This is a genomic window from Vibrio sp. R78045 (assembly GCF_042466085.1).
Classification (GTDB): domain Bacteria; phylum Pseudomonadota; class Gammaproteobacteria; order Enterobacterales; family Vibrionaceae; genus Vibrio; species Vibrio cyclitrophicus.
This window is the reverse complement of the sequence record NZ_JAXHBS010000012.1, coordinates 65,377-78,081: the sequence shown is the minus strand read 5'-3', so window position 1 is coordinate 78,081 and position 12,705 is coordinate 65,377. Positions and strand designations below refer to the sequence as shown.

17 protein-coding genes are annotated in these 12,705 nt (G+C 39.4%); 4 read left to right on the top strand and 13 right to left on the bottom strand.

The features are described 5' to 3' along the window. Positions 1 to 14: 14 nt before the first annotated feature. Entirely contained in the window at positions 15 to 1,463 is a 1,449-nt protein-coding gene (locus tag SJY39_RS10050; protein WP_229636299.1) for a hypothetical protein, read from the top strand. A gap of 54 nt (positions 1,464 to 1,517) precedes the next feature. Here the strand turns inward: SJY39_RS10050 and SJY39_RS10045 are convergent, their stop codons facing one another. Then, positions 1,518 to 2,132 carry a hypothetical protein gene (locus SJY39_RS10045; protein ID WP_390241917.1) on the bottom strand — a complete coding sequence of 205 codons (615 nt, stop codon included), beginning with the start codon at positions 2,130 to 2,132 and terminating at the stop codon, positions 1,518 to 1,520. Between the two features lie 207 nt (positions 2,133 to 2,339). Here SJY39_RS10045 and SJY39_RS10040 point away from each other — a divergent pair, with 207 nt between their 5' ends. After that, positions 2,340 to 2,714 (top strand): hypothetical protein, encoded by a 375-nt coding sequence (locus SJY39_RS10040; RefSeq protein ID WP_390241916.1) that lies wholly within the window; start codon positions 2,340 to 2,342, stop codon positions 2,712 to 2,714. 59 nt (positions 2,715 to 2,773) lie between these two features. On the opposite strand, the gene SJY39_RS10035 is transcribed toward SJY39_RS10040, so the two are convergent. The 9 genes from SJY39_RS10035 to SJY39_RS09995 form a co-directional block, all read right to left on the bottom strand. Further along, positions 2,774 to 3,544, bottom strand: a complete 771-nt coding sequence (locus SJY39_RS10035; RefSeq protein ID WP_390241915.1) for a hypothetical protein — start codon at positions 3,542 to 3,544, stop codon at positions 2,774 to 2,776. A 49-nt stretch (positions 3,545 to 3,593) separates the two neighbouring features. Then, positions 3,594 to 3,926 (bottom strand): hypothetical protein, encoded by a 333-nt coding sequence (locus SJY39_RS10030; RefSeq protein ID WP_229636294.1) that lies wholly within the window; start codon positions 3,924 to 3,926, stop codon positions 3,594 to 3,596. Positions 3,927 to 3,939: 13 nt separating this feature from the next. Continuing rightward, a complete protein-coding gene (locus SJY39_RS10025) occupies positions 3,940 to 4,149 on the bottom strand; it encodes a hypothetical protein (RefSeq protein ID WP_229636293.1) in 210 nt (69 codons plus the stop codon). Positions 4,150 to 4,306: 157 nt separating this feature from the next. After that, the gene (locus SJY39_RS10020; RefSeq protein WP_229636292.1) at positions 4,307 to 4,918 is read right to left on the bottom strand and encodes a hypothetical protein; all 612 of its coding nucleotides are present in this window, start codon (positions 4,916 to 4,918) and stop codon (positions 4,307 to 4,309) included. 2 nt (positions 4,919 to 4,920) lie between these two features. Further along, on the bottom strand, positions 4,921 to 5,640 hold the full coding sequence (locus SJY39_RS10015) for a DsbC family protein (RefSeq protein WP_390241914.1): 720 nt from the start codon (positions 5,638 to 5,640) through the stop codon (positions 4,921 to 4,923). A gap of 153 nt (positions 5,641 to 5,793) precedes the next feature. Then, complete coding sequence (locus tag SJY39_RS10010; RefSeq protein ID WP_229636290.1) at positions 5,794 to 6,036, bottom strand: hypothetical protein; 243 nt, start codon at positions 6,034 to 6,036, stop codon at positions 5,794 to 5,796. Further along, positions 6,036 to 6,281, bottom strand: coding sequence for a sulfurtransferase TusA family protein (locus tag SJY39_RS10005; protein ID WP_229636289.1), 246 nt, complete (start codon positions 6,279 to 6,281; stop codon positions 6,036 to 6,038). The genes SJY39_RS10010 and SJY39_RS10005 overlap by 1 nt, the downstream gene beginning before the upstream one ends. Position 6,282: 1 nt before the next feature. Further along, positions 6,283 to 6,963 (bottom strand): hypothetical protein, encoded by a 681-nt coding sequence (locus tag SJY39_RS10000; RefSeq protein WP_229636288.1) that lies wholly within the window; start codon positions 6,961 to 6,963, stop codon positions 6,283 to 6,285. After that, entirely contained in the window at positions 6,963 to 7,538 is a 576-nt protein-coding gene (locus tag SJY39_RS09995; protein ID WP_390241913.1) for a hypothetical protein, read from the bottom strand. The genes SJY39_RS10000 and SJY39_RS09995 overlap by 1 nt, the downstream gene beginning before the upstream one ends. Before the next feature lie 774 nt (positions 7,539 to 8,312). Between SJY39_RS09995 and SJY39_RS09990 the strand changes: the two genes are divergently transcribed. Further along, positions 8,313 to 8,555 (top strand): hypothetical protein, encoded by a 243-nt coding sequence (locus SJY39_RS09990; protein ID WP_229636286.1) that lies wholly within the window; start codon positions 8,313 to 8,315, stop codon positions 8,553 to 8,555. An 11-nt stretch (positions 8,556 to 8,566) separates the two neighbouring features. Further along, a complete protein-coding gene (locus SJY39_RS09985; protein WP_390241912.1) occupies positions 8,567 to 9,082 on the top strand; it encodes a hypothetical protein in 516 nt (171 codons plus the stop codon). 164 nt (positions 9,083 to 9,246) lie between these two features. Here SJY39_RS09985 and SJY39_RS09980 read toward each other — a convergent pair whose 3' ends face one another. Genes SJY39_RS09980 through SJY39_RS09970 form a run of 3 tightly spaced genes read right to left on the bottom strand, consistent with a single transcriptional unit; the run spans position 9,247 to position 12,624 of the window. After that, complete coding sequence (locus tag SJY39_RS09980; RefSeq protein WP_102444104.1) at positions 9,247 to 10,962, bottom strand: conjugal transfer protein TraG N-terminal domain-containing protein; 1,716 nt, start codon at positions 10,960 to 10,962, stop codon at positions 9,247 to 9,249. Between the two features lies 1 nt (position 10,963). Beyond that, a complete protein-coding gene (locus SJY39_RS09975) occupies positions 10,964 to 11,281 on the bottom strand; it encodes a hypothetical protein (protein WP_229636284.1) in 318 nt (105 codons plus the stop codon). After that, on the bottom strand, positions 11,281 to 12,624 hold the full coding sequence (locus SJY39_RS09970) for a hypothetical protein (protein WP_229636283.1): 1,344 nt from the start codon (positions 12,622 to 12,624) through the stop codon (positions 11,281 to 11,283). Before SJY39_RS09970 ends, SJY39_RS09975 begins: the two co-directional genes overlap by 1 nt. Positions 12,625 to 12,705 lie beyond the last annotated feature (81 nt).

Below are 12,705 nucleotides of genomic sequence, written 5' to 3'. Positions count from 1 at the left end.
AAGGTAATGTCATTATGAAAGATCAATCAGCTTGGATGCTTCTCTCGGTTGATGTAGCCATTGACCTGCTGCCTAATTTTAAATTTAGTAGCGGTCTAATATCAGAAGTATGGAAACGTACATTTGTTCATCATTCCCAAGATTCAATAAGCAGAAAATGGTCTTTAATTAAAAAGACCAAGGATGGTTACCAGTTATTACTTACAGTTAAAGAGAGCGCCTCAGAAGAGATAGCTAGCAAAAGCGATAGGATAGTAAGCATGGTTAATGAACTATGCAATATCGAAGATAAGCCCTCTCGCACATCAATTAACAGTCAAAAATTCCAAGGGATAAATGCGGTATCTTGCCCATGGGTATGCCTTCAAGTGATGGTATCCAGCTCCTCTAACCACATACCTAAATTAACAAGTCATGATGTCACACGAAACATAATGAACAACCTGCAAAATACGCTTGGACGAGAGGTTATCGCAAGAAGTTGGAGCTTTAATAGCGCACTACCAAATGGCGTTTGTTTTAATATTGCTATTCCTCAAATGTATATCGAGATAGCGAAGAGCAAACTTAACGACAAAACAACAAGCTCCATCCTAAGTAAGTGCACCGGTATTCAAAACAACCTCAGTACTGAAATAGAAGTTGCAAATTTCTTTCCACATATGATGGCCAAGCCCTATGCCGCCGACCGTTGCCAAGCAACTCGCTACACTGTCACTGATTTTTGCTATGCAATCATTGATTCAAACGAAAAATTGCTACCTGAAGAGGTAGAACAAGCCGAGTTGTCTCAAGTTGTTCAAGCTAGCCTACAAGCACAAGCGCCTATGATTGGAGCGAATGATCTTTCACTGAATGATGATAATTTCAGGGCTGTACTTTTTGATTATGATCCAGATTCTTTACAGTATATCCAAGTTACAGATGACCCTGCGAAGGTTGCCTGTACTTGTACAATGACTTTTTCGATGAACATAGACCTCGTTGGTCCTTTTAAAATCGGTCATATAGACGCATTCGATTCCGTTGATTCAACGATCATTGAACGCACCCCTTGCCAGTCAACCTTTAATGACGGTATGGAATATAATTGTCACGCCTTCGGGGATATTTTTGATATCAGACTTCAAAATTTTGGTGGCGGGTATCGAGAAAACCAAAGTCAAGTTGCCATATACCGCTCAAGTGCACAATCAATGGAGGCTTTAGGTGAGCTATGTCTAACAGTTGGCCACTTCCTTGAGAGCTCTAAGAGAAGTGAACTTTTCCCTGTATCATGTTTCGAGTTGCAACCAGTAGCTAATGAGGAATCAGATACGTTTTGTTTAAATCTTGGGTTCTACTGTAGTGATTCTGTGCTGGTCCGAGAGTTTCACTTTGCACTTAACCAAATTCGGCTATCCACCAGCAACATCTCAACGACAACTGATAGTTTTAGCCCTCCTTATTTTGCTCCTGCATAGTTATAAAAAAACCGGCGAAAGCCGGTTTTTTTTGATTTATATACTAATTTTCACTTACGCTGTGGCGCTATCTGTAACACTGGCCTCAGTCAAAGTATGAATCGAACGATAAAATTCACGTATTTTTTGTGCAATTTCTGACGCTTGAGCAATATTATTAACATGGTCACTTACGAACCCATACTTCGCAGGGGTTACAAGATTCAATTTATAGACCTCATGCACTCCTTTAAGATTAAACCCACCAGAATCGACTTGAATAACTTTCTGAGTATGCTTATACAAATCTTCTTCATGCAAGATTACCAACACATTCTCTTTGTAATTGAAATATCCGATGTGATAACCATTGTGACTTATAGACTTCCAACCACAATGGTAACCCGCAGGGTCATAAGGTCTTACTTGAGTATCTAAAGCCTTAATTGCCAAAGGATAATTCAACTGGCGAATGGTAGCATTCTTATACTTTGTTTGAGCAACTGTCATAGCTTCCTTTGAGTAATCATGCTCATGAAACGAAGCTATTTCAGAAATACACAGATCAGCTTTCAGAAAGGCACCAGAATGCTTGAAGATGCAACTGAAGCCGTCGCGAGTCTTCTCATAACTTGCGATATGGCCATAAATGGTCGCGCATTTCGGAAGTGCATTAAAAATATTTTTCATTTTGTTTCCTTTTGGGGTAAGAGTATTGGAGGTCTTAGATTAATCCCAAGAGTAGAAATAAAGACAAAGATCCTGCTAAAAGGTTCTTTAGTATTTAATTTTTGCTTAGGTATATGAATTTTTGACGGCGTTCCTAACTATGCTCGCTAAATAATGTACGATACGTAATAAACATATATATCAATAACATTAGAGCTGAGTGATGCTATGAGCCAGAACGAATCAGATTGGAAAAAAACTTACATCTTGAGAAGAGTTGATGAAAAAATCAATCCCACAAGGTTTTTGTCCAGTCAAGAAATTAAACAATCTATCTCTGAACTTCGATCTATGACCGAGCCTCTTATGATTGATGCTTGGGTGAAGAGTAATATGTCTTCCATTTGGATGGGTCGCCTATCAAACTCAATTAGAACTAAGAGGTTGCGAGTAAGCAGGCTTGAGAACGAACAACCAAACAAAAATGTTGAGTTAACATTCTCTGCTTGGCAGAAGCTGTCAAACACCAGTAAAGACTTAGATATCTCGTTAAGCGATACCGTCATTGCCCTATGTGATGCACACAATAGCAAAAATATGTAGCCATTCTAATAAAGAGTAGGCTACACATATTTAGCCTTTTCATTGTGCGTATAAGGCCTTTATTGAACCATTAGTTCTGGGGTTTGTACTTTTGCGAAACCAAAGTCATCTACCTCGCTACACTCTTGCAACGAATCTAGTTTTTCTGCGTTACGGGTATACACGGAACGTGATTCAATATGAACAACACCTGTTTGCCCTAATACTCGTTCACAAACCTCCATTTGCGCGAAGAAGTTACCGAATGCATCTTCATTCAAAGCATCGATATCGTTTCGTAGCAAAGTTCCTAAAAAGGCCGATTTTCGTGTAGCACCTTTTAGGATGCCATTAATTATATCAGCACCTGTTTGCGGAGTTGATTTAGTGTTTATGGACTGACCCCATAACTCTATCAACATTGATTGAACATTAATGTGTTTATCGATGACACCAACGTTGTAACCCCAGCCGAATCTAACAACAAAAACTCTTAAACCACACTCGACTAGATAAGGAATAATATCCAATGCGCGTTGCAGTTCAAATGGTCCGGAGTAAGCTAGTTCTAAATTATGAATATCTTCATAGTGGGGATAGAAACTATTTTGACAAGGTTGCGGAAAAATCCTTGCAGCTAGCCCAGCGGTTACACTGGTGCCTTTTACCATCCTCATAATTCTGATCTCAGCATTTGAGTTGAATGTTGATGCCAATTCAATAGCTCGGTCAATATTGTCAATCTCGCTTGTACCAGGCATATGGGAAGGTAACGAGGCGTTTACAGATTGAAGAATATATGTGTGTTTGACCCTAGGCTCACAGGTCAATTGATATCTGATAATTTCCATTTTGTATCCTTTTGGGTGATAAAGGGGCATGAAGCCCCTTTTAAGTTTTCTATTTATCTCGTGTAAAAGGCCAAGTCATATAGTAAGTAACGACAAGAACCCAGCCGAATACAGCGTACATCGCTATCTCCAGCGGGGTGCCTTGTTCTTGCACATAAAGCATCCAAGCATGAAATAATAAGCTTAAACCAACTGGTACAAGATAATCTCGTAAGATGTTAAATACAGTGACGTGCTTAATTTTAGTCTCAATGTAGACAACTAAAATAAAGCCTAGAACACCAAAGAATAATAGTCTTCTGTACAATAATTGGGTTTGACTAAGTGTAGTAATACCCGCAGTCAGAAGAATAATCACGACTTCTTTAAATACGTGAAGCACTTTCCTCCTTAGCTTAAGTCATAGCGTTTTCCTTTTGGGTGGTGGTTTGAGTTGAAATGAAACCAGAAATCAAACTTACAGCTCCAGTTTCATTGTGGGCGATGCCAGTGTTTTTTAGTTGGTGGAGTTCATCAATATCAGTAGATAGCGCAGACTGAGTTATTAGATCGATAAACTGATCGGAAGAGAGGTTGTGACCACTGTGAACGTGTTCAAATTCCATAGTATTAGTGTTTCCTTATGGGGGCTGTATAAATGGCATCAATGATGCAAGTTATTGAGGGGCGCATGCTTCAGCATTCCACTTAAAGCGCCTGGGTGGTTCGTTAACTATTTGATATTAGCATACAAGGTTTGCATTTAAACCAAGCGATATCTATTTAGCGATTAAATTGCTCTAATAAAGCTGAGCAATCGATGCAATGTAAGTGAGATGGGTTGCTATCTAATCTTGAACCGGATATCTCAAATCCGCACGAATCACAACACCCAAAATCACCGATATTAAATCTACTTATTGCTAAATGAATCTGTTCAACGGTGGCTCTACATCTTTTCTGAAGAAAAGAGGCTAACTCAATGTTCCCGTTACGCTGACTACGATCTCCTTCGTCACCCAAAAGCGGCTCTGAAAGAGCTACCTGGTACTGTTCCTCGGCAGACATCAAAGCTTCCTGCGACTCCTTTAGGATTAACCTAAGTTCAGGTCCATATTTTTCTAAATAAGAGCACTCAAGACAAGACATGCATGATTCATCACCATTTATTTGTTCGAGGGTCAAACTATCACTGCAAAAATGGCAAGTTCCGTATCTACCGGTGTTGATCTTTGAAATGGCAACCTTGTTTTTATTCAGCTGCTCAGAAAGAACATTTGAATCACTATCTGTGTCTGATAATTCAATTGCCAAATATAGGTTTTCGCATTTTTTTTGAATTGAACCTTTTCTTATTTGTAACTCTTTTGTACTGAAACGTTGTCTAACACCCATATCTATACCTCGATGCCAAGCATCATCAACCAATTCTTTAGTTCTTGTATATTTTTTACCTGTACACCCTTATCTGTCAGTGGGTAACCTTCTAGCGCTGCGCCATCTGGAGTAATAAAAGCTGGTGTACCAGTAAGCCCAAAGACTCGTGCTGACATATACTGTTGAAGTATGTCGTTATTACAATTTTTCAAAGATGGCTTAGCTGATGATAGTTGAGAGCCACTTTTTAATATGTCCATCGCGTCTTGAGGATTATCTGCACACCAAGCTTGTGATAGTTGCTGAGCTTCCATTGTTACTAAACCATTTCTAGGAAAGGCGTAATAATTTACCGTAACCCCAAGGCTCAACAAGATAGGGACGATGTTTTCATGAAACTTAACACAGTATGTACAGGTATAATCTGTGAATACATTAAGCTCAGCTGTAGGGTTGTCGGCTATAAATGTAATAGGACGCTCCTTCTTTAGCTCTCTAAGCTTTGATGATGCACTAAGTGATTGGTAAACCCCTTCTGACACCTTATAAACAATGTCTCCCATATAAAAAGCACTTCCATCCTCATTGGCGAATACAGACGCTGGGGAGTTTGTTTGCTTAGACCATCCTTGTACATAGTAGAGATCATCATAACTTGTCTTGTGGTACTTAACATTGGACATGTTAAGGGTATCAATAACTGAAATGATCTCACTGTTTGCATGAGCTGTGTTACTCATTGCAAAGCAAGATAGGAGGGGTGCAAATAGAATATTTAGCTTCTTGGATTTCACTATATTGGCCTTTAAATTTTACGAAGTTGTTATATTAGCTTGTTTAAAAAAAAGAGTATTGATGCATTTCACATCAATACTCTAATTTATTATACTGCATTAGTTTTCCACTTTTAACATTACTGATTCACCTCGAATATCCGCCACAAACGGGATATCTACATTCCCAAAACCTTCTGGGATTTTAAAAGATCCAACAACAACCGATTGACAGTTCATTAAACCATTAGCGATTGAAGCCTTTAATTGAGCTAGTAATTCTGGTGAACGATTAGAGCTAATCGAATCAGGAGCGCTTACTTCCATTTCGCCAAATCCGTAGTCTTTAAGTGACACTTTCATTATGCGACCTCCAGTGAATATGTATTTTTATCAATCACTTTAAAGAAATCTTCTCCTGTATCATTTTTCTTTAAGCTTTGAATGTGAGTGCCGTATTGGTTGATTCTAACGGGGAGCACTTCAGGTTGGTCATTTTTATAAATAATGATGTCACCAGATTGAGCCGCACGTACAGCTTGTTTGAGTATTAGTATTGATTCAGGGCAAATCAAACCCATGCAATCAACATTGTGTTGTTTGCTCATGTTAAATCTCCACTTTTTGGGATATTTTTATGTCTGCTGAGAGGCAAGAATGAAGATAATCAACTCTTGAAGATATCTTTTGTATAATTAAAAGCATGCTTTGGCATGATTCAGTTCTTCTAATTTCACATACATCAGGACTTCGCATGACTGATAATTCTTTTTGATAATTTTGATGAAAACCATCGAATAGATCTTGATAAATCTCCAATACGCGGCCCACATTAATTAGGCCTATGTAATCGGTTAATTCATATTTTTTTTGTAGCACTTGAAATCGAATTTTTCTTTGTGCTGGAATCGCTGTTCCGAGGTTATAGGCTAAGCTAACAATTTCCGATAAAGGAGCTCTCCACCAGCTGCAATTTAAAGCAACATCAAAAGAACAACCGTTTCCGAAAACAGATACCGAATTGAGTGAATTGAATTTCAACGTATATCTATGGCTATCAAGCACGATAACCCTAGAAAAGTTCCTGGATCTTTTTAAGTACCAAAAAAGCATCTCTGTAACGCTATCATTATCTTTTATAAAAAATGATGCGCCATTTTTCAATGCTTGTGATATTAGAACGGTTTTACCCGTGTCGAGCTTTACTATTACTTCATCCTGAACTTCCGTGACGACCCCCATAAAGGAGTCATCACGATAGTAACCAGACATTACTGGTATTATTGACATTACTCCGCCCCTCTATAGGAAAGAGGATCTTGTCGATACTTTTCGAACAAGTCTAAGATAGGCTTGGGATAGTGAAGCTTTATGTTGCAAACTTTGAGTGTTAGTTCAACATCATTGTTTGACACATTAACATTCACCCCCAAAATATCTCCTAGGCCAATATCGTACTCGATAGTAGCTAACGAACCGCTAGACAAGTTAACTAGACATATTGACGATTGTACTTCCTCTTTGTTCACTGCATTTTTGTGCGTGGAACGTAAAAGAACTTTCGCCCAAGGCTTTTCAGCCGACCCCATTCGGTCTACCTTTATTACCTCTCCTTCAATATACCCATTCAAAGGCTGTACTAAGTCAGAGTAACCATTAGATGTAGACTTAATGACAGGCATTTTGTTTTCGTAGGAGTAGCTCCCGTTAACAAATATTTGCGTACCAACCATGATATCCATATTTTGAACACCTTCGACTCTTACAAAAACATCTTGGCACTTGACTAGGACATGATCCGATTGAATGTCAGATACAGGCCCCTCAAGAAGGAAGTTGTTTGCGTGTAGTTTTCTATTGAGCATATTCGTCTCCAAAAAAAACCCATTACTTTCGTAACAGGTTTTGTATTGTTTGTATGATCTTTATGTTTAAGCTTTTTCCATCACGAACGTATTCGTAGATGAATCTAACTTAACCTGTCCACCAGCTCGTAAGTAAGATGGCTTATTGAGATCTACATAATCAGAGTCGATGCGTGAAGCAAAAACTTGTGCCTTCTCTCCTGTGCGAGGAAACAAATTTGGTACCGGCAACTTACCAGCCGTTGTAAGCATTGGTGCGCGACGGTTTTTGTTTTTCACTTTATGAGGTTGGATTGATTTCGGTTGTTGAGTGGATTGTTGTGCGTTCTTTCTTGCGTGTTTAGCTTTTACAGCTACTTGTAATGAGCCCGTAGGAACTCCTTTGGAAGTGCATAAACCTAAACTGCGATATGTTGCAAACATCACTACAGATTTGATTGTTTGAAAAACATACTTATCTAACAGCGGTGTTAATTTCCATAATGCAATAATCAGTAGAACGAGTAATAAGATAGTTTTAGTTGAAATTATAACCATGGGTATTTCCTTTTGGGTGTGTTGCGGTAATGCAACGAGTATTGCCAGTGGTAGGCATGAGGGGTCATATTGACCAAGGGTAAAAGTGACACGACTTAAATAAGTCTGATTACATATGTGTCAAAGTAATCAATTTCATAACAAGTCTACAAGTTATTTGGTGTGTATGTCAAATGCCTTTACACGTACCACTTTGTGTCATAATATACCTTTATGAACACCCTAAAGGAGTAATCTATGTCTAGTAAAAAACCTGTATCAGCAAACTTAGTTGGTCAAGTAGAAAGATGTCCATATGCTGCATCCCGAGATCGCCAAGGGGCTAAAATATCGAAAGCGCACCATCAGCTTAGAGAGCAAGGGAATCAGTTTCACAACAGGATTAACGATGAGTGTAAGTCTTACAATAGAACTTCTTACCTGAAAGTTATTGTCATTGTCCTTGTCATGATTGTAGGAGTGCTTTTATGGTTTTCTTAATAGATGCAAGTATGGCCATTATCACGGTGTCGATATGTGTTGTTTGTCTTGTCTGGTTGTTTAGGTTTGCTCTTTATTCTAAAACTCCTTTTGGCTTTCGCGGGAAGCTCTATTACATAGACGACCAAAACAATCGTGGCTATGCCTTCTTTAATCGTAGCCTTCGGATTGGTGCCACACCTGATATGGTATATGAGACATCCCCTAATAAACTTCACGTCGTCGAAAAAAAGTCTCGCCAGTATGGAATCTTTGAAAGTGATTTCGTCCAAGCTGAAATGGGGGCGATTGCCCTTAGTGAAAATAGTAGTAAACGCGTGTCACACGTAACAGTTTCAAATGCCAATCAAACAGTTACGCGTCGGGTACCAAATGCCAAACGTCTCCTTAAAAAAAGGAAGGATGTCATTAGTATGGCTAGACGTATAGCCAATGGTGAAGTGATTGAGGTTCGAAAGCCTGAACCTAGAAAATGCAAAGCATGTCGGTATTACGACGAGTGCAAAGATATAGTGAGGGGATTGTAATGTTGTATTTGGTGTTTTTTGGTGCGGGATTTCTTGGTGTTGCTTTAGTCGCACCAGCAGCACCGATCTGGTTATGTGTTATTGGTGGATTAGCCGCTGCAACTATCGTTGCTTAATAAGAAAATCAGCCATTGAAAATTATTCCAATGGCTGATTTTTATAGGTTAGCTACGACCAGCCCTATAGCGAGTCGACGCACTACCGCCGCCTCCGCCGCCTCCGCCGCCTCCGCCAATACCGGCAGATGAATTAAGACTCTTACGTAAGGCATCACCACCTTTTTTCATCCCTTTAAGGGAGCCGCTTAGGCCTTTCATGCCTTTACCCATCGTACCCATTAACTTGGCTGTTCCTGCCATCCCTATCGCACCGACACGATCAGCGCTACCAGTCAAATCACCTTGTGCATGACCTCCTCCGATGTTGCTGCTTAACCACTTATAGACAAACATTGGAAGGGATAAATATACTAAGAGTGACACAAAGCCAGCTAAGAACGGGGCGTGAGGGCTTGCTGAGAAGGTCTCACTAGAGGAAACTATCCTTGCGTGAAGTATCTCAAATACCACGTTATCAATCCAAATAGCCAACTCAAGACCCAACATCGAAAATTCTAAGGCAATCACTGTGCCTAATACAATCATCACACCCTTACCCGAATAGCAATTGCAAAATATTACAATGATTGATAATCCAGCCACTACACCTTGAAAAATTGATATCATCCATGGAATGATATCAACAGCTATTGCCGCCGTCCCCGATGCGATCGCCCAAGCTATTGCAGCACCTACAACTGAAATTACTTTCGATATACTAAGCTCAGTAATATTCCACAGCGTCACATTACTACCAGGAAGCCCTTCTTCTCCAGAAGTATAACCCGCATCCGCTGGTCCAATTATTTTATGGAACACCTCTTGAATGACAGCTTCTTGCATGGTGTCTTCGTTCTTAACTGAATACTTTGAATCAGGTTTACCAATCATAATCATATTATCAAAGAAACCACTATCTTGAGCTTGCGCTAGAACCGTCACGCTTGCCTGAACCCCATCGTCTCCCAAAATGGAGCTAGCAATAGGTTCAAGGGCATCAATACAACTCATTGTAATTGAGTTAGAAGCAGCCATATTATCGAACGGTGGGGTTTCCCAGTCTTCTATGTTTGTCGTCATTAGCCGTGGAGGGTCAGTTTTCGCATACTGATCAACGATCACTTTAGACAAAGCACCTAACTCTTCTAGGAACGCGTCTTTCCCATCATTAAACTCATATGAACTATCAGCCAATACGGCCCTTAATGCTGGGGCATAACATTGACGGGCGAAGTTATCCGCTAAGTTAGCTACCTTTCCATTTCTAACAAACGTATTTGCCTTTGCATATTCAAAATCTTTATATCCAATAGAGCAAGGTAATGTTGCTACTACAGCATTTACCATTCCCGTAGACATTAGATTGGTTACCCCGTAGGCAAGGTTAGGATAGCTTTCTATTTCATGGTTAAAAGAGAAGTTATCTCTAAAATCTCCTACCTTATCGCCCAACACAATACGTCTGTACTTATCGTTACAACTAGTTACCGAATAGTCGATATCTGCGGGGGTGCTGCTAGATCCTGTTGTATAGGGTACAACAGCTATCATTAAAACCACGGCCATACTTAAGAATCGAATTTCGAGCTGGGAAAGAATCATTTCAACGGCTTCCTCCCCTTTCAAGCCGTTCATTCTAACTTCTACGACAATCATCATTGCGACAATCATAAAAGGTACCCATAGCATTCCCGTATAATATAGTAAATCATACAATCTATTTTGTATGAAAAAACCAATCGGGAGCATAAAGATATCTAACAGTTCGTTTGCTACTAACATACTATTTAGCTCCCATTGCCATCATCAGAGCCACAATACAAAGGCCGATGGCTAAACGTAATAACCTAAGACGCTTCGCTCGATCGAGCTTAAATTTAAACATCCTTAAAACCATACCAATTGGTACCAAGAACGATATGGCCATCGTTATATATTTGAACCAAGGATTATTGAAATCGATATCGAAAAAGTAGGAAATTGATCCGATTACCAATAATACAGCCATGAATATTGTTAGTACTAAACGGCGAAACTGCTTTTGAACATCTAACTGCTGCTGTTTTTCATCTGTCGGAGCTTTCCTTTGTCTAATCGCCATTAGAATGCCCCGTTCTGAACTGGTGTATTAATGTCAAAGTACTTCTGTTCTATTTTACGACGCTGAAGAATTTTGTAGGACGCATTGGAGCCTATTGCTTTTTTAAACTCCTGACTCCTTAGAATATTGGTTAACTGCATATCTAGTAGCTGCACTTGAGAGTTAACATCCATATCTAGCGCATTGTTACTAACGAACTCAGGAATTGCCTTGCCAACTATCATTGCTTGTTGCGCGTATTGAATTCTTTGTACGTGCTCCGCAGTGGCCAAATCATTGGCAAGTAGAGCCATATCGACATTTCTTGTTGCGGTGTCTGATTCTTTAAGGTTTTTAATGACTGTAAAAGTCACGATGGCAATGGGGAACACAGAGACTTCATTGATTCGACTTTGCGTTATTTTGTTCAGATCGGATTTAACTAATTTATCTAGTTCAACGAAATAATCTAAAGCAGTTTCTTGTATAAGAGGTGAGATGCCAAGCCCAGGGGTCACCTCTCGTGTTTTACAATCGTCACATGTGGCTATTGTTATCGAACCTACTATAGAGTTGACATAGTCTTCTACCTCTTTACCTGTTTTGAAGTAATCCCTCATAGTTTTAGGTACAGCAGCATTGATAGGAATTACTGGTTCCTCATCGACTGTCGATGTGGTGATTTTTTGGTAACCATATTCAGCAGCTGAATTTACTTTAAACCTAGGCGTACCTGCACCACCTCTTCTACCCATTGGTGTATCGATACCAGCATCGCCTTTTAATTCAGATGAAGCGGATTCGTTCCCAAACACGTCAACAATATCTATCCGACCACCACGCTTAAGAACACTGTTCATGGCTTCAATTTCAGTTGCTTGAGATACCTTTTTATATTGGCTTTCAGGAATTGAATCTAAAAGGCCTTTTTGAAATTTCTCACATAGGTTTCTCGATAAATTGAAATCATCAAACCCAATAGAAATCCCATTCATCATCATCTCGTAAATTTGTGGAGTATTTCGCTGCACCAACGCGGCAGCTAGTGAGGTTGGATTTAAAGAAGACTTAATTGCAGTTGGTAATAATTTAAACGTTTGTTGGACGCGTCCTTTTGCCTTATTAAAGCTATTTTCAATCGAATGCATTGGGTCGAAGTTTCCACAACTTGCGCTGCCAGAGTTTCGTACGCTGAACAAATCTTGAAATCCACGTTTACTTAGTAAGGTGTTAGCCACTTCTGGAACGTGCGACATCGCTGAACTTAAATTCAGTTCATCGATTTCTGCTTGTTCATCCGCTAAAACACTATTTGCAAAGGAAACAGAGACCGCAAGCGAAACAGCTAATATTTTCTTTCGCATAAAAAATTACCGTATTGAGATCAATACGGTAATTAAAACTTAGAAGTTAACTTATACAGGTATTTTGAATCGAGTTTTTAT

What these genes read in the sequence shown, in the direction of transcription:
- SJY39_RS09980 (WP_102444104.1), bottom strand. Translation starts at nt 10,962, where the DNA reads ATGTTAGTAGCAAACGAACTGTTAGATATCTTTATGCTCCCGATTGGT.
- SJY39_RS09975 (WP_229636284.1), bottom strand. Translation starts at nt 11,281, where the DNA reads ATGGCGATTAGACAAAGGAAAGCTCCGACAGATGAAAAACAGCAGCAG.
- SJY39_RS10005 (WP_229636289.1), bottom strand. Translation starts at nt 6,281, where the DNA reads ATGAGCAAACAACACAATGTTGATTGCATGGGTTTGATTTGCCCTGAA.
- SJY39_RS10025 (WP_229636293.1), bottom strand. Translation starts at nt 4,149, where the DNA reads ATGGAATTTGAACACGTTCACAGTGGTCACAACCTCTCTTCCGATCAG.
- SJY39_RS10015 (WP_390241914.1), bottom strand. Translation starts at nt 5,640, where the DNA reads ATGAGTAACACAGCTCATGCAAACAGTGAGATCATTTCAGTTATTGAT.
- SJY39_RS09990 (WP_229636286.1), top strand. Translation starts at nt 8,313, where the DNA reads ATGTCTAGTAAAAAACCTGTATCAGCAAACTTAGTTGGTCAAGTAGAA.
- SJY39_RS10020 (WP_229636292.1), bottom strand. Translation starts at nt 4,918, where the DNA reads ATGGGTGTTAGACAACGTTTCAGTACAAAAGAGTTACAAATAAGAAAA.
- SJY39_RS09970 (WP_229636283.1), bottom strand. Translation starts at nt 12,624, where the DNA reads ATGCGAAAGAAAATATTAGCTGTTTCGCTTGCGGTCTCTGTTTCCTTT.
- SJY39_RS10050 (WP_229636299.1), top strand. Translation starts at nt 15, where the DNA reads ATGAAAGATCAATCAGCTTGGATGCTTCTCTCGGTTGATGTAGCCATT.
- SJY39_RS10040 (WP_390241916.1), top strand. Translation starts at nt 2,340, where the DNA reads ATGAGCCAGAACGAATCAGATTGGAAAAAAACTTACATCTTGAGAAGA.
- SJY39_RS09985 (WP_390241912.1), top strand. Translation starts at nt 8,567, where the DNA reads ATGGCCATTATCACGGTGTCGATATGTGTTGTTTGTCTTGTCTGGTTG.
- SJY39_RS10045 (WP_390241917.1), bottom strand. Translation starts at nt 2,132, where the DNA reads ATGAAAAATATTTTTAATGCACTTCCGAAATGCGCGACCATTTATGGC.
- SJY39_RS10010 (WP_229636290.1), bottom strand. Translation starts at nt 6,036, where the DNA reads ATGAAAGTGTCACTTAAAGACTACGGATTTGGCGAAATGGAAGTAAGC.
- SJY39_RS10035 (WP_390241915.1), bottom strand. Translation starts at nt 3,544, where the DNA reads ATGGAAATTATCAGATATCAATTGACCTGTGAGCCTAGGGTCAAACAC.
- SJY39_RS09995 (WP_390241913.1), bottom strand. Translation starts at nt 7,538, where the DNA reads ATGCTCAATAGAAAACTACACGCAAACAACTTCCTTCTTGAGGGGCCT.
- SJY39_RS10000 (WP_229636288.1), bottom strand. Translation starts at nt 6,963, where the DNA reads ATGTCAATAATACCAGTAATGTCTGGTTACTATCGTGATGACTCCTTT.